The sequence below is a fragment of the Moheibacter sediminis genome (assembly GCF_900176425.1).
GTDB lineage: Bacteria > Bacteroidota > Bacteroidia > Flavobacteriales > Weeksellaceae > Moheibacter > Moheibacter sediminis.
In genome coordinates this window covers 145,491-160,375 of record NZ_FWXS01000005.1, presented here as the reverse complement: position 1 = coordinate 160,375, position 14,885 = coordinate 145,491, and the positions used below count along the sequence as shown (strand labels likewise).

The window sequence follows — 14,885 nt, the reverse complement described above, 5'->3', positions numbered from 1 at the left end:
TTAGTTTAATAAGGTTGCTAATTTGCTTTTTGCTCTTGTGAGCATGGTTCGTGAATTGGCGTAGCTCATTTCCAATATTTCCGAAATTTCTTCGTGGTCATATCCTTCCAAATAATAAAGCGAAAGGATGATTCTGTAATTTTCCGGCAATTCGTTCATGGCTTTTTTCACCGCATCGATTTTTTCTGTCAGATCTACTTCAATTTCATCATCGATTAATTTCAAATTATCAGCCGATTCCGTTTTGTCGTACAATTTGTCTTTTTTCAGATAATCAAGCGATTTGTTGACCACGATTTTTTTAAGCCATGCACCGAAAGTTACTTCGGCTTTGAATTCACCCAACTTTTCAAAAGCTGACAAAAATCCGTCCTGCATCGCTTCCTCGGCTCTCATATCATCTTTGATTATATTTCTGCTTACCTGATACATCGCTCGTGAATATTTTTTGTACAAAGTCATCTGGGCTTTTGTATCGCCCTTCTGACATTGACTGATTAATTGTTGTTCACTATTTAAATTAAAAATTTTCAAAGCTCTGAAATCTTATTTCATACTAAAGACGAAAGCAAATTAATGAATGTTACACTTTTTAGAAAAAAAATTATCTTTAAACTGTTTTTGAGATAAATATATGGGCAAACTATTAAAAATAACAGGTATAATCGGAACAGTTATTTTTATACTTCTTATTGTAGCAAAGCTGACAGGAAGTATTCAATATTATTTGGTACCAACAGGGGGAAATGAGCCCAATATAAAGGTGAACTCTTTTGTATTTGCTTCTAACTGGATAGAACCTTCCAAATATAAATTAATACTTCATGAAAGAAACGATTCAGTCAAGGAGGTTTGGGTACAGAGACTTTGTGGAATAGAAGGAGACAAAATTGAAATCATCAGTGGATTTCTACATGTAAATGATTCCCTCGTTGATGATAAACTTACTTTAAATCATGCATATTTAGTTGATGGAAGACATAAGAGCTGGCTTGAAAAAAATCTTGTAAAGTCTCAATATGATTTTACTGAAATTGAAAATAATAGATTCTTGGTTCATATAAATCATAAAGAATTAAATGAGAAGCTTTATTCCAAAATATATTTATTTAATACAGCGGATGAATTCATAAGTTCAGTATTTAATGAATCCTGGAGTCAGGATAATTTTGGTCCGGTCATCGTACCTAAGGATAAATTATTTGTAATTGGGGATAACCGTAACCAAAGCTATGATTCCAGATACATTGGTTTTATAAATAAATCTGATTTAATTGGAGTGGTTATTGGTAAGCAATAAATTAAAAGTTATGAAAAAATCAATTTTTATATCCACCGTAATAGTATTCTCGTTAGTTTTAACTTCTTGTAAAACAAACAAAGTAGTAGCTGAAACAACTGAAAACGCAGAAGTTTGGGAAGGTGGAATCACAGGTATTTCAGGAATTATTACGGAAGTTACGCAAGAAAAAGACGGACAGACAATAAAACTCACCAATAACAAAGGAATCAGTTATACAGCTGTTATCAGCATCCCAAATCTTGGTGAAAACCATGCGCAATACCGAAAGTTTGAAGTAGGAGAGAATGTAGGTTTCCGCGGAGAAACCTTTAAAATGGGAGACGAAATCAGAATGGTCGTAAAAGAAGTTTTGGAAACAAGGTAATTATATTTTCTGAATATCATTCTGAGTGAAATGTAATGAAATGAAGAATCTCTTTATTAGAGATTTCTCATTCTTCGAAATGACATTTTAGCAAAATTCTTCCTTATAAACTTCAAATTCCTGCATTAGATTTTCTTCGATAGATTTCGGCATTCGGCGCGTAGCTTCAAATTCTGTAGTACTCAACGAAGTAAATTCTGTCCGGGACGGAATCACTTCGATGCTGTTGACCAGCATATCAATTTCGATTTCATATTGTCTGTAAGCAACAGAATGAAAAGTATCATTCGCATAAACCGGAACTTCTCTCTGTTCAATCAAAAAACCTGCATCTGCTTCAGAATCCACATAATGACAAGTTACGCCCAACGTTTGTTTTTTGTGAATCGCCCATTTCAGTGAATCCAAACCACGCACTTTTGGCAGCCATCCCGGATGAGAATTGATCAGTTTATGATTTTCTACTAATTCATCAGGAAGCAGTCCGGCACCAGTAATTAATACAAAATCATTAGGATTTTCATTCAGATATGGATGAATTTCATCCGCATTTACAGTTTTAAATCTATACAAAAACCTTTCACACAGAATTTCCGGACTCACATCTACCGCCGTCGAAGGACGATGCGCATAAATCGGTTTGAAAGGATTTTCTCTAAAAACAAACGGCAAAGCCAAAACGGTCACGTTCTGGTATCCTTTCACTTTTAATTGAAACAAAACATCCTGCGTTTTTCTGTGCGGCGTGTTGTATGAAATGACAACTATATCAGGTTGATTCATTTACTTAAAATGTATTTTTTGTGGTATTCAACGACGTTGTCGATAGGTTTTCTTACGATTTGTCCTACTTCCAAATGCATTTCAGCAGCAGCAGCGCGAATGATTTCTTCGTAATAATGAGCAACCGAACCTATGAAATTTACCTCCGAAAAACGTGCTTCAGAGTGTGGCAAAACCTGATTATCAAAGAATTCGCGCATACAGTCGTAAACTAAATTTTGGAAAAACGGCTCTTCCTTATGTTCGTGAACAAATTTACTGAACGAAGCCAAATAGGCATTTGCCAGTGGTTTTTGGTAAACATTTACATTTAGCTCGCTGATGGTGAGATTATAAGTTTCAGTAAACTTATCCGCCAGATGTTTAGGCATTTTTTTAGAGAAATAAGCATGAAGCAATTTTTTACCCATATGGTTTCCACTTCCTTCATCCCCAAGTATATAAGCCAGTGAAGGCGTCGCTTCACTTACTTTTTCACCGTCGAAATAGCAGGCATTGGAACCTGTTCCCAAAATACAGACAATCGCAGGTTTCCCTCTGTAAACCGCATAACAAGCAGCCAGTAAATCATGGTCAATCAAAACGTCAGCATTCGTAAAGAAATCGACAAAGCCATCTTTTACAATTTGTTTAAGGAAATCGGCAGAGCAGCCGGCACCGTAGAAATAAACATTTGTGATTTGAGATGCAACCTTTTTCAGCTCCTCATTTTTATTCATTTCTTCATTAATCGCGTCCGATTTGATGTGGTAAGGGTTAAAACCAATCGTATTGGTTCTGAACAATTCATTCTTGTTATTGTCTAAAATTACCCAATCCGTTTTCGTCGATCCGCTATCTGCAATTGCAATCATCTCTCTAAATTATTTAAGTGGCGTTAAAAATACGTTAGCTTTATAGTTTGTGCAAATTTTAAAAGAAAAGACTTTGGGAAAAAGAATAATTTGAGTCTATGTGATGAGTGTTCTTACGAAATGGAAATTGCTTCTATAATCTCAGGATGATAATTAGAAAACTCTCTCAAAATTTAGAATTCTGCGAGAGTTTTATTTTCTCATTATTGTTTATTTGGGAAGCGTGAAGCATTTATTTCTTTGAATTCGTGGATTCCAGCACCAAATTAACTTTTGTCTTTTGATGGTAGCTTTTTTTATAAAATTACTTTATCAAGTTCAATCTCTTTTCCGTCACTATTCATTCCAAATTCAGATTTTAGTAACTGTTTGGCTATAGAAAACTTTTTCTCTGAAGGGTTAAAAGGAGCATGGTAATAACTTTTCATGTCATTGATGATTTCGTTATCCACATTGTCATCAAATTTTCGCGCAAAAATATTTTCTCCTAAATGAAGAAATGCAAAATCTGTTTTCGTAAAAGTTTTAGGGCGCAATTTAATATCCCCATCCGGGATCCAGATAATTGCTCTTTTGTCATCATCCACCAATATTCCGTCATATGAAGTATTCATCAACACCGTTTGGAAAAAAGATTCATCTGCAATCAAAGTATTTACATAATAATTCTCAAACCTTTTAACCTCATCACTGTTACAAATGAATTCACAGCAATTACGTGTAAGTATCATCCACTGCCCTCCGATGTAAGGCGTCACATCTTTCATGAAATCTCTTGTGTGCGTCTCAAGAGAAATATTCTCTTCCAATTCCTCAAAATGATTTTCAATGCGGTTCATCGTTTCAGGTCTTACCAGCTCCTGATCCGCAATTTTGATGTAACTTTTTCCATTATTTTCTGTCAAAAAATGACGAATGATCGCTTGTGACTTGAGTGGATAGTCCTGTCCGCTAAGGTTGATGAAATAATCCCACTCCACACCCAAATTCAGCAAATGTTTCATTCCATCCAACTCTGCTTGAACCATACTATAACCGCCCCAGACTACTTTTTGGCTATCTTGGATAAATACATTTGAATAAGGGGAAAGAAAATCAGTAATTTCTTCTCCTATTTCCTCATTTGCTTTTTTATCAATGTGGATTAGATAAAAATTATCGGGATGATAAACCGCTTTGAACATTCTTTTGAATTGTTCAGGAAGTCTGTGTACCAATATCAAATAAGCAATATTGATGATTTTGGGTGCAGATTCTCTTTGGAGAAGCCCCTTAGGTGCCGAAGCACTCAATAAATTTTTCATAAAATCTTTTTTGATTATAACTGCCGCTACACTTATAATTAGAAGTGAAAATGTGCATTTTCTCAAATGTACTACTTAAATAAGGATATAACTATTAAAAAACGTAAAAAGAAAGCTGGACCCAATTCTTCGCAAACAGATCTATCAAAAGGCAGTTTCATTATATCACAACATAAAAATAAACATTGATGATTTACGAAACCAAATTTTTCAACTTTTCACTTTTATTCATCTTTATCATAATTAGAAATGGAAAATTCATAATTTAAAAGCCACAACTTTCACTTAACTTTGTTCAAACAAAAAGCAAAACAATGCTCCTCACCAAACTCAAAAAACAAAACCAATACCTGCTCAGCATACTCATCATAGGCATTCTGTCGGCAGTATGTTATTTTTTGAGGGACATCATCGACTACCGCATAGTCGCTTTACTGTTATTCCTAGCAGTATCTATTTTAGCCATATTGTTTGATGTATTTCCCGTCATCATCGCCGCAGTTTTGAGCGCTTTGATACTCAATATATTCTTCATCGAACCCACATTCCATTACAAGATAGACAATGCCGAGAACACACTTCTTTTCATCATTTACCTTCTCATAGCCTTGCTTAACGCAGTCTTTACCAACCGCATCCGAAAACAAGAAAAAAACCTGCTCGAAAAAGAAGAAAAAGAAAACACCATCAAACTCTACAATACTTTGCTCAATTCCCTTTCACATGAGCTGAGGATTCCCATCACGACCATCATCGGTTCCGTCGATACTCTCAAAGAAAACAAAATCAACCTCCCCGAGAAATACAAAGAAGAACTACTCACCGAAATACAGGAAGCAAGCTTCAGATTAAATGGTCAGGTAGAAAACCTCCTCAGCATGAGCCGCCTTGAAACTGGAAATTTTCAACTCAAAAAAGACTGGACGGACATCAACGAACTGATTTACTTAAACCTAAATAAAATTACCAATTCAGACAACCACAACATCCAGTTCAATCCCGATGAAAACCTCCCCTATTTCAAAATAGACATGGGGCTCATGGAACAAATCATCCACGGTCTCGTCCAAAACGCCGTCAATTACACACCTTCAGGAAGCACAATCCATATCAAAGTCAAAGAAGAAAACGACCATTTGATATTAGAAATAATTGACAATGGCAACGGTTTTCCCGAAGATAAAATAGACAAAGTTTTTGAAAAATTTTACCGCCTTCCCAATTCCAAAACCGGAGGAACGGGACTGGGACTTTCCATTGCCAAAGGTTTTACAGAAGCACACGACGGAACCATCATATTAGAAAACAACCCTTCTGGCGGAGCCCATTTCACCATCAAAATCCCTTGTGAAACTTCTTATTTAAAGAATTTAAAGAATGAATAAAGCTGAAATACTCATCATAGAAGATGAACCTCAAATACGTAAACTACTTGAAATCAACCTGGAAAGCAATGACTATAAAGTGATTCAGGCAAGTACAGCAAAAGAAGGTTTGCTGCAGGCTTCGGCACATTCGCCCGATATGATTTTGCTCGATTTGGGATTGCCTGATATGAACGGCCATCAGCTTTTGAAAGAATTACGCGAATGGTACCATAAAGCAATCATCATTTTGTCAGTTCAGAATAAAGAAGAAGACATCATCACCGCATTGGATAATGGTGCGACAGATTACCTTACGAAACCCTTTCGTGTTGGTGAATTGCTCGCGCGAATCCGCTCTGCCATCCGTCGAAACAATACAGAAGAAGACAACCCTAAAATCATCACAGGAAACTTAGAAATTGATCTTGCAGCCCGCCTCGCAAAACAAAATGATGAAGTTTTGAAATTAACTTCAACCGAATACAACCTACTCGCACTTCTTGCAAAAAATGAAGGGAGGGTTTTGACGCATCAGTTCATCCTCAAAGAAATCTGGGGCATTGGATACCAAACCGAAACGCAATACCTGAGAGTCTTCATCGGGCAGCTTCGCAAAAAGATAGAAGAAAACCCAAACCAACCCCAGCACATCATCACAGAAAGTGGAGTTGGGTATAGGTTTCAATAATATCATTCGTATGTCATTTCGACGAAGGAGAAATCTCTAAAAATAATCTTCGCACGAGTTATAGCTGTATAGTTTTAATGATGTTAATTTGTTCCATAAAAGATTCATCGTGCGAAACTACAATCAAGGTTCCTTCGTATTCATTAATCGCTGCCGTCATAATTTCAATGTTTTCGATGTCCAAATTATTAGTAGGTTCGTCCAAAACAATTAAATCCGGAACTTTCTGACAAATCGTAAGGCAGCAAAGCATCAACCGCATTCTTTCTCCGCCACTCAATGCTTCACACTTTTTATCCCAGCTTTCTTTTGGAAACAGAAAGCGGCTAAGACGGATTTTTATATCATGTTCCTGCAATCCTTCGGTATTAAATTCTTGTGCCTGCTCATAAATACTAAATTGATTTTGAATTAATGAATAATCTTGGTCGATGTAAATGGATTGAATTTCAGACCTGAAAATTTCTCCTTTTGACGGTTTAATTTTTCCAAGAATCAAATTAATCAAGGTTGTTTTCCCAGAACCATTTTCTCCTTTGATGATAATTCTTTCTCCACTTACAATTTCCAAATCCAAATCATCTTCCCAAACAGATTTTGAATTGTAAGTAAAATTAATATTCTCAGTTTTGAAAAGCATTTTTCCCTGATGCAAATTCGAATTATCAAACCCAAATTTCATTTTGTCAAAATTCTTCACATTCGACCGTAAATCCTGTAATTCCCTGGAAATCCCGCTCGTCTTTTCCGCATGAATACTCTTTAATTTCGAAGTGCTGTTTTCCGCTTTGTTTTTCATTGTATTGAGCATGATGCGTGCTACGCCCGCTTTTTCCTGTTTTCCTTTTCCACGTGCATCTGTTTTCTGTGCACGTTCCAAAGTTTCACGTTCTTTTTCTTTGGCTTTTTTCAATGCTCTTTCTTTGCTGTGAATGTCTTGTTGGAGCGTATTGTTTTCGATTTGTTTTTGTTGCACATAAAAATCATAATTTCCGCCATAGACATTGATTCCGTTTTTGTTTAATTCCAAAACAGGATCCAGTAAGTGGAGCAGTTTACGGTCATGACTGACGATAAGCAAAGTTTTTTTTGTTGATTTTATAAATTTATACAACAAATTTCTGCTTTCTAAATCGAGATGGTTACTAGGTTCGTCGAGCAAAACAAATTCTGCATTTGTGATTGAAATTCCTGCCAGAAAAACTTTTGTTTTTTGTCCCCCACTCAGAGATTCCAGTTTTTGATTCAAATCCAAATCGTCAAGCTTCCATTGCACAAAAGTTTCTTTACAACGTTGTTCAATGAGCCAGTCATCATTCAGTAAACTGAAATTTTCTTCTGTTGCATTGCCCTTCAGGATTTCTTTCAGCCCGTTGATTTTGTTTGAAATTCCCAATGCTTCTGCAATGGTCAGATGGTCGAACTGCCCGAAAATTTGCGGCATATAATAAGGTTCAGCATCAAGCTTTAAACTACCACTTGTGGAAGTAATTTTACCTGCAATGATTTTGAGCAAAGTGGATTTTCCGGAACCATTGTTGCCAATTAATGCCGTTTTTTCTTGAGATTGAATAGTAAGATTGATGTTCTCAAACAACAAATCTTTATTGGGATGTATGTAAGATAAATTTTGAATAATAATCATGATTTCTTTCTTTCAAAGATGAATAAATGAAATGCCGTAGCTTGGGCATTTTTGTCTTTAAATGATGGAAAGAAATAAATTCTACATAGTTATTATTTGATTTTGATGGAGCAAAAGTACGAAGTCTTTATAAAATCTTTATATGATCTGCCTCTAATTTTATTTCGTACTTATGTTTTCGCACTGAACTTTGCACAGTAGAAAAACAACAAAATGCAACACAAGCAAAGTTGGGAAGCCAAAATAACAGCAGCATCATTACTCATCGCTTTAGGAATCATTTACGGTGACATCGGAACAAGCCCACTTTACGTATTCAAAGCCATCATCGGAGAAAGACAAATCACAGAAGCACTTGTATTCGGAGGTGTGTCCTGCGTATTTTGGACGCTTGTTTTCCAAACATCTGTTAAATACGTTTGGCTCACACTCAAAGCCGATAACGAAGGAGAAGGAGGTATATTTTCGCTTTATTCACTTATCCGCAGATATGGTAAAAAATTGGTTATTCCCACCATGATTGGCGCTGCAACCTTATTGGCAGATGGAATCATCACTCCCGCGGTATCTGTTACTTCCGCAATTGAAGGATTGGGAATGGTCGAATCCTTATCACACATTCCGGTCGTTCCGGTGGTCATTGCTATCATTTCAGCGATTTTCTTTTTACAACGATTCGGAACAGAAAATGTTGGAAAAGCATTTGGCCCCATTATGGCAACCTGGTTCATGATGTTGTTATTTATTGGATTAAGTCAAATCATCAAATACCCATCTGTTTTAGATGCGTTAAGCCCCGTTTATGCATATGAATTATTGGTCAATTATCCACATGGATTCTGGTTGTTGGGCGCTGTATTTTTATGTACAACGGGAGCAGAAGCATTGTATTCAGACCTTGGACATTGCGGTCGTAAAAATATCCGAATCACTTGGGGATTTGTAAAAACTTGTTTGGTAACCAATTACTTAGGACAGGCTGCATGGTTGTTGCACCAAGACAATCCACTTTTAAATGAAAGAAATCCATTCTTTGAAATGATGCCGGGTTGGTTCCTCATCATCGGAATTATCATTGCCACTTTGGCTGCCATTGTCGCTTCTCAAGCACTTATCAGCGGTTCATTTACGTTGATTAATGAAGCCATCAACTTAAATTTCTGGCAGCGTGCCGCCGTGAAACAGCCTACAGAAACGAAAGGACAGATTTATATCCCGAGTGTGAATATGATTTTGTGGCTCGGTTGTATTTTGGTCATTCTGTATTTCCAAAGTTCATCGCGCATGGAAGCAGCATACGGATTGGCGATTACTATTACCATGATGATGACCACATATTTACTTTCATTTTTCCTCATTTATAAAATGAAATGGAACAAAATTCTTGTATTTATATTATTAATTACCTTCGGAATTATAGAAATTTCATTCTTCATTGCCAACATTGTTAAATTCCAAGAAGGCGGTTACATCACTGTGATTGTCGGGGGAATTTTCTTCGCAATCATGTATCTTACTTATTTCGGAAAAAAAATCAACCACCGTTATACCAAATACACCGATTTGGGTAAATATTCTAATTTAATTACCGAATTAAGTCAAGACGAATCCATCCCGAAATTCGCTACTCACTTGATTTACATGACCAAATCTCTTAGAAAAGACCAAATTGAGGAACGCGTCATTGATTCTATTTTTGCACAGAAACCCAAACGGGCAGACGTTTATTGGTTCATGCACATTCATAGAACCGATAGTCCCTACACTTTGAATTATGAAGTAACTGAACTTGTGGATGATAAGATTATCAAAATCATATTAAATGTCGGATTCCGCATCCAGCCGCGTACCGAATTGTATTTTAAAAACATCATCAATGAATTGATTCAAAATAAAGAACTGAATCTTCATTTGCGTTACAACGGTTCCACAAAGTACAATTCGAATTTCGACTTCAAATTTATTTTATTGGAAAAATTCCTTTCGGTCGAAAATGAATTTGCATTGCGAGAAGGGCTCATCCTCAAATCCTATTTCTTCCTCAAACGCTTTGCGCAAAAAGACCAGAAAGCATTTGGCATTGATAAAAGTGATGTATTGATTGAGCAAATTCCGGTGCTTTACCAGCCTTATCAACAACTCAAATTAATCAGGAAATATTGCGAAAAACCATTTTAGAAAATTACTTTAACAACCTAAATTAATAATCATTTATTTACAACTGCGGGATTAACTATCCCGCTTTTCTTTCATCTTTACAAATTTTCCTAAAACCAATACCTGATGATTTCCCACATGCATACAACAGACCAATGAGAAAATGAGAACAAAAAAGAAGCGTTTCAATTAGACCTCAAATTCAGGATTTAGAAAAGAAAATTGTTTTGATGTTAGTAAATTCACGGATTCCTTCTTCTGAAAGTTCTCTTCCAAATCCTGATTTTTTCACACCGCCAAAAGGTAATTTCGGATCAGAACGAACCAATTCGTTGAAAAACACAGCTCCTTCTTCGAACAAATGTACCTTTTTGGAAACTTCTTCGATGTTTTTCGAACAAATGGAAACGCCTAAACCAAAAGAAGTTTTGTTGCTCAATTCGATGGCTTCTTCAAATGTTTTGAATTTTCTAACCACGGCAATTGGCGCAAATGTTTCTTCCTTGAAAACCGGCATTTCATCTGTGATTTCAGTAATTACAGTAGGATAATAAAAAGCCTCATCACGTTTTCCTCCAAAAACAATTTTGGCCCCCATTTCTACCGATTTGCTGACTTGTTTTTCGGCTTCTTCTGCCAAATCTACACGTGCTAAAGGTCCGATTTGTGTTTCAGCGTCAAATGGATCTCCGACTTTTAATTCTTTTACTTTTTGGGTAAATTTTTCTAAGAATTCGTCAAAAATTCCTTCCTGCACCAAAAAACGTTTAGCAGCAATGCAGCTCTGACCTGCGTTTCTGTAACGGGCATTGATCGCTTTTTCCAAAATTTTATCTAAATCTGCATCATCCATTACGATAAATGCATTGCTACCACCCAATTCCAATACAGTTTTTTTGATTTCCTTTCCGGCAACAGAAGCTACCGCTGAACCTGCTTTTTCGCTTCCAGTCAATGAAACGGCTTTTATCTGTTGAAGTTCAATGATTTCCTGGATGTGTTTGCTGTCCAAAGGAATATTTTGGTAAGTACCTTTTTCGAAACCTGCTTCGAGAAAAATTTCTTCAATTAATTGTGCTGATTTCGGGACGTTGCTTGCGTGTTTTACTACGACTGTATTTCCTGCTAAAATTGTGGGAACTGCAAAACGAAATACCTGCCAGAAAGGAAAATTCCAGGGCATCACGCCCAAAATCACACCCAATGGTTCATACCTTACAAGCGCATCGTATCTGTCGGTTTCGTATTTTCTGTCTTTTAAAAACTCTGCTACATTTTCAACATAAAATTCACAGTTCAAAGCTGATTTTTCAATTTCAGCTATAGATTCAAAAACGGGTTTTCCCATTTCGGAAGTAATGACACGTGCGAATTCATCTTTTTTGGCAAGCAAAATCTCTCCTACTTTCAACATCTTTTCAAGCGGTCTATCAGCCTGCTGGATTTTTAATTTTGTGAAAATTTCATTTGCCAATTCAACTTTTTGAATAGCTTCTTGTATGGTTATGTTTTGTGACATTTTTTAAATCGTTTGCGAATGATTTTTCATTCTATTTAAATAAGAACCCGTTTCAACTTCGGGATACAACTCATCGTAGCGCATCACTTTGTTGATTTCGACTCTTAAATTGATGTAGCTTCGGTCAATTTCGCTGTGGTGGTCTAAACCGGCGGCAGAAATCAATTCTCCAAAACTTTTCATTGTATTTTTATGGAAATTGTACATTCTGACAGATTTGTCCTGTACATCTAAACCTTTCATCAATTCAGGATCTTGTGTTGCAACACCCGCCGGACAGGTATTTGTATTACATTGCAAAGCCTGAATACAACCCACAGCCAGCATCATCGCACGCGCACTGTTACAAAAATCAGCGCCAATTGCCAAAGCCCTCGCAATGTGAAAACTACTAATGACCTTACCCGAAGCAATTACTTTTATATCTTCTTTTAAGCCATATCCGCGAAGCGTATCGACTGCAAATGCCAATCCGTCTAACATCGGCATCCCGAGTGAATTTGAAAATTCTACAGGCGCAGCTCCCGTACCTCCTTCTCCACCGTCAATGGTAATGAAATCAGGTTTTAATCCGGTTCTGACCATCGCTTCACAGATGTCGTAAAATTCCTGTTTGATACCTATACATAATTTAAATCCGACTGGTTTTCCACCGGAAAGTTCACGCATTTCATGGATCATTTTCAAAAGACCTTCTGCATTTTTAAAAGCAGAATGAGAAGGTGGTGAATCTACTTCTGTATGAGGTTTTACGCCACGAATAGCAGCGATTTCTGGTGTATTTTTCTTTGCGGGTAAAATCCCTCCATGACCTGGTTTTGCACCCTGAGAGATTTTTAATTCTATCATTTTAATATTTGGGATTTTGGAAGTAACCGCAAATTTTTCCGGAGAAAATTTACCATCGTCCGCGCGACAACCAAAATAACCTGTTCCCACCTGCCAAATTAAATCTCCCCCTGGTTCCAAATGGTAAGGACTAACTCCCCCTTCACCCGTATTATGCGCAAATCTCCCCAATTTGGCCCCTTTGTTCATCGCCAAAACTGCATTCTGGCTCAATGAACCAAAACTCATCGCAGAAATGTTCAAAAGACTTGCTGAATAAGGCTGCGTGCAATGTTCTCCACCCACCATCACGCGCGGGTCTTCATCTACTTTTACTTTTCCCGCATACATGGAATGGTTCATCCATTCATACCCCGTTTCGTAAACGTCCATTTGTGTTCCAAAAGGAACCGTATCTGTCACATTTTTGGCACGCTGGTAAACCATGCTTCGCGTCACTCTGTCCAAAGGACGTCCGTCGCGGTCATTTTCCACAAAATACTGCATGATTTCGGGACGGATGCTTTCGAGCATATATCTTGCACGTCCTACAACAGGGAAATTTTTTCTGATTGCATGGTTTTTCTGTGAAACGTCAATGTAACCTAAAACTAAAATTGGAATAATGAACAGGAATAACCATAAAACAGGTGTCCAAAAAAAAGAAATACCTATCACGATTGCAGGAACTATGATAGATAATTTGATAAACATTTGCCTTACTTTCATTTCTTAAATGATGAATAATTTAGCAAGCTAATTTAGGTATAAAAGTCGAATCCAAATCATTTAATTCTTTTTATTCATAAGGCTTGCAGAGATGGGAAATTGAATTAAAATCAATAAAATTCTTTATTTTTGAAGAAAATACCAGAAAGTCGTATGAAAATTATATGTATTGCAAGAAACTACTCGGAACACGCGAAAGAATTAAATAATGAAATTCCTGAAAATCCTGTATTTTTTTTGAAACCCGATACTGCCTTGCTATTAAAAAACCGAGATTTTTACATCCCGGAGTTCAGTTCAGATGTGCATTATGAAGCTGAAATTGTTTTGAAAATAAACAAAGTCGGGAAATACATCCAATCGCAATTTGCGCATAAATATTTTGAAGAAATTACAGTTGGTATTGATTTTACAGCGAGAGATGTTCAATCCAGACTCAAAGAAAAAGGTCATCCTTGGGAAATTGCGAAAGGTTTTGACGGGTCTGCGGTTGTGGGAGACTTTTACGATAAAAATGATTTTGATTTGAATGAATTGAAATTTAAATTAAATAAAAATAAAGTAACCATTCAAAATGGAAATTCAACCGATATGATCCATGATTTTGCGGCAATCATTTCGGAAGCTTCCAAATATTTTACGCTTAAAAAGGGTGATTTAATCTTCACGGGAACGCCTGCCGGAGTGGGAAAAGTTGAAGAAAATGATTTATTGGAAGGCTACTTGGATGACAAAAAAGTATTTGAAATTTCGGTGAAATAGCCTAACTTTAGACAAATTGGTTTAAAATTTGAAATTATCTCATAAAATTTTCACTATTAAAATTAACTCATTATGTCCACAATTCTCGTTCCTATTGACTTTTCTGACTTCAACCGCAAAGTAATTAACAAAGCCATCGAACATGCAAGGCTTGTAAACGGCAAATTGTACCTCATCCATGTGGCGACGCTGGACTTGGGTGTGATTGTCAGCGAAACAGGATTTACTTATCTGCCTGAATTGGAAGAAACTGTTTTGAATGACGAAGCAGATAAAATGATCGAATTGAAAGCTTTTGTAGAAAGTCATGGCATCGCATGCGAAACTATCATCAGACAAGGAGTTCCTGTGGATGTGATTGTTTCAGAAGCCAAATTGCTGAATGCCGATTTGATTGTTATTGGCTCGCTTGGACATAATTCCTTGTACAATATGTTCATCGGAAGCGTTGCCAGCGATGTGATTAAATATTCGACTGTTCCGCTTTTGGTGATTCCGAAAGAGAAAGAAGATAATAAGGAGTAATTGTCATTTTCGAGATTTGATATTAAGAGGAGAAACAAGGTTTCGGTACAATGAGAA

General features: G+C 36.5%; 14 protein-coding genes. 7 read left to right on the top strand and 7 right to left on the bottom strand.

Annotated features, from left to right (window positions below; genetic code table 11):
• Entirely contained in the window at positions 1 to 462 is a 462-nt protein-coding gene (locus B8977_RS08930) for an RNA polymerase sigma factor (protein WP_084017490.1), read from the bottom strand.
• Between the two features lie 172 nt (positions 463 to 634).
• On the opposite strand from B8977_RS08930, the gene lepB reads away from it, so the two are divergent.
• The gene (lepB, locus tag B8977_RS08925) at positions 635 to 1,300 is read left to right on the top strand and encodes a signal peptidase I (protein WP_084017363.1); all 666 of its coding nucleotides are present in this window, start codon (positions 635 to 637) and stop codon (positions 1,298 to 1,300) included.
• 10 nt (positions 1,301 to 1,310) lie between these two features.
• Positions 1,311 to 1,667, top strand: a complete 357-nt coding sequence (locus tag B8977_RS08920; RefSeq protein WP_143736420.1) for a hypothetical protein — start codon at positions 1,311 to 1,313, stop codon at positions 1,665 to 1,667.
• An 87-nt stretch (positions 1,668 to 1,754) separates the two neighbouring features.
• On the opposite strand, the gene B8977_RS08915 is transcribed toward B8977_RS08920, so the two are convergent.
• From B8977_RS08915 to B8977_RS08905, 3 genes are all read right to left on the bottom strand, one after another.
• Positions 1,755 to 2,450 carry a formyltransferase family protein gene (locus B8977_RS08915; protein WP_084017361.1) on the bottom strand — a complete coding sequence of 232 codons (696 nt, stop codon included), beginning with the start codon at positions 2,448 to 2,450 and terminating at the stop codon, positions 1,755 to 1,757.
• On the bottom strand, positions 2,447 to 3,304 hold the full coding sequence (locus B8977_RS08910; protein WP_084017360.1) for a BadF/BadG/BcrA/BcrD ATPase family protein: 858 nt from the start codon (positions 3,302 to 3,304) through the stop codon (positions 2,447 to 2,449). The genes B8977_RS08915 and B8977_RS08910 overlap by 4 nt, the downstream gene beginning before the upstream one ends.
• Before the next feature lie 296 nt (positions 3,305 to 3,600).
• Entirely contained in the window at positions 3,601 to 4,608 is a 1,008-nt protein-coding gene (locus tag B8977_RS08905; protein ID WP_084017359.1) for a beta-1,6-N-acetylglucosaminyltransferase, read from the bottom strand.
• A 314-nt stretch (positions 4,609 to 4,922) separates the two neighbouring features.
• Between B8977_RS08905 and B8977_RS08900 the strand changes: the two genes are divergently transcribed.
• The gene (locus B8977_RS08900) at positions 4,923 to 5,993 is read left to right on the top strand and encodes a sensor histidine kinase (protein ID WP_084017358.1); all 1,071 of its coding nucleotides are present in this window, start codon (positions 4,923 to 4,925) and stop codon (positions 5,991 to 5,993) included.
• Positions 5,986 to 6,663: a response regulator gene (locus tag B8977_RS08895; protein WP_084017357.1), complete on the top strand. Its 678-nt coding sequence runs from the start codon at positions 5,986 to 5,988 to the stop codon at positions 6,661 to 6,663. Before B8977_RS08900 ends, B8977_RS08895 begins: the two co-directional genes overlap by 8 nt.
• A 58-nt stretch (positions 6,664 to 6,721) precedes the next feature.
• Here the strand turns inward: B8977_RS08895 and B8977_RS08890 are convergent, their stop codons facing one another.
• Positions 6,722 to 8,308 (bottom strand): ABC-F family ATP-binding cassette domain-containing protein, encoded by a 1,587-nt coding sequence (locus B8977_RS08890; RefSeq protein WP_084017356.1) that lies wholly within the window; start codon positions 8,306 to 8,308, stop codon positions 6,722 to 6,724.
• Between the two features lie 213 nt (positions 8,309 to 8,521).
• Between B8977_RS08890 and B8977_RS08885 the strand changes: the two genes are divergently transcribed.
• Positions 8,522 to 10,486, top strand: coding sequence for a KUP/HAK/KT family potassium transporter (locus B8977_RS08885; RefSeq protein WP_084017355.1), 1,965 nt, complete (start codon positions 8,522 to 8,524; stop codon positions 10,484 to 10,486).
• Between the two features lie 181 nt (positions 10,487 to 10,667).
• Here the strand turns inward: B8977_RS08885 and B8977_RS08880 are convergent, their stop codons facing one another.
• Positions 10,668 to 11,984: an NAD-dependent succinate-semialdehyde dehydrogenase gene (locus B8977_RS08880; RefSeq protein WP_084017354.1), complete on the bottom strand. Its 1,317-nt coding sequence runs from the start codon at positions 11,982 to 11,984 to the stop codon at positions 10,668 to 10,670.
• Between the two features lie 3 nt (positions 11,985 to 11,987).
• Positions 11,988 to 13,526: an FMN-binding glutamate synthase family protein gene (locus B8977_RS08875; protein WP_245828504.1), complete on the bottom strand. Its 1,539-nt coding sequence runs from the start codon at positions 13,524 to 13,526 to the stop codon at positions 11,988 to 11,990.
• Between the two features lie 168 nt (positions 13,527 to 13,694).
• Between B8977_RS08875 and B8977_RS08870 the strand changes: the two genes are divergently transcribed.
• Together B8977_RS08870 and B8977_RS08865 are read left to right on the top strand one after the other, a co-directional pair.
• Positions 13,695 to 14,303 (top strand): fumarylacetoacetate hydrolase family protein, encoded by a 609-nt coding sequence (locus B8977_RS08870; protein WP_084017352.1) that lies wholly within the window; start codon positions 13,695 to 13,697, stop codon positions 14,301 to 14,303.
• A 72-nt stretch (positions 14,304 to 14,375) separates the two neighbouring features.
• Positions 14,376 to 14,828: a universal stress protein gene (locus tag B8977_RS08865; protein WP_084017351.1), complete on the top strand. Its 453-nt coding sequence runs from the start codon at positions 14,376 to 14,378 to the stop codon at positions 14,826 to 14,828.
• The last annotated feature ends 57 nt before the right edge of the window (positions 14,829 to 14,885 follow it).

Coding starts and splice junctions, on each gene's coding strand:
- B8977_RS08915 (WP_084017361.1), bottom strand. CDS start 2,450: ATGAATCAACCTGATATAGTTGTCATTTCATACAACACGCCGCACAGA.
- B8977_RS08910 (WP_084017360.1), bottom strand. CDS start 3,304: ATGATTGCAATTGCAGATAGCGGATCGACGAAAACGGATTGGGTAATT.
- B8977_RS08870 (WP_084017352.1), top strand. CDS start 13,695: ATGAAAATTATATGTATTGCAAGAAACTACTCGGAACACGCGAAAGAA.
- B8977_RS08880 (WP_084017354.1), bottom strand. CDS start 11,984: ATGTCACAAAACATAACCATACAAGAAGCTATTCAAAAAGTTGAATTG.
- B8977_RS08885 (WP_084017355.1), top strand. CDS start 8,522: ATGCAACACAAGCAAAGTTGGGAAGCCAAAATAACAGCAGCATCATTA.
- B8977_RS08920 (WP_143736420.1), top strand. CDS start 1,311: ATGAAAAAATCAATTTTTATATCCACCGTAATAGTATTCTCGTTAGTT.
- B8977_RS08890 (WP_084017356.1), bottom strand. CDS start 8,308: ATGATTATTATTCAAAATTTATCTTACATACATCCCAATAAAGATTTG.
- B8977_RS08875 (WP_245828504.1), bottom strand. CDS start 13,526: ATGTTTATCAAATTATCTATCATAGTTCCTGCAATCGTGATAGGTATT.
- B8977_RS08905 (WP_084017359.1), bottom strand. CDS start 4,608: ATGAAAAATTTATTGAGTGCTTCGGCACCTAAGGGGCTTCTCCAAAGA.
- lepB (WP_084017363.1), top strand. CDS start 635: ATGGGCAAACTATTAAAAATAACAGGTATAATCGGAACAGTTATTTTT.
- B8977_RS08895 (WP_084017357.1), top strand. CDS start 5,986: ATGAATAAAGCTGAAATACTCATCATAGAAGATGAACCTCAAATACGT.
- B8977_RS08930 (WP_084017490.1), bottom strand. CDS start 462: ATGACTTTGTACAAAAAATATTCACGAGCGATGTATCAGGTAAGCAGA.
- B8977_RS08865 (WP_084017351.1), top strand. CDS start 14,376: ATGTCCACAATTCTCGTTCCTATTGACTTTTCTGACTTCAACCGCAAA.
- B8977_RS08900 (WP_084017358.1), top strand. CDS start 4,923: ATGCTCCTCACCAAACTCAAAAAACAAAACCAATACCTGCTCAGCATA.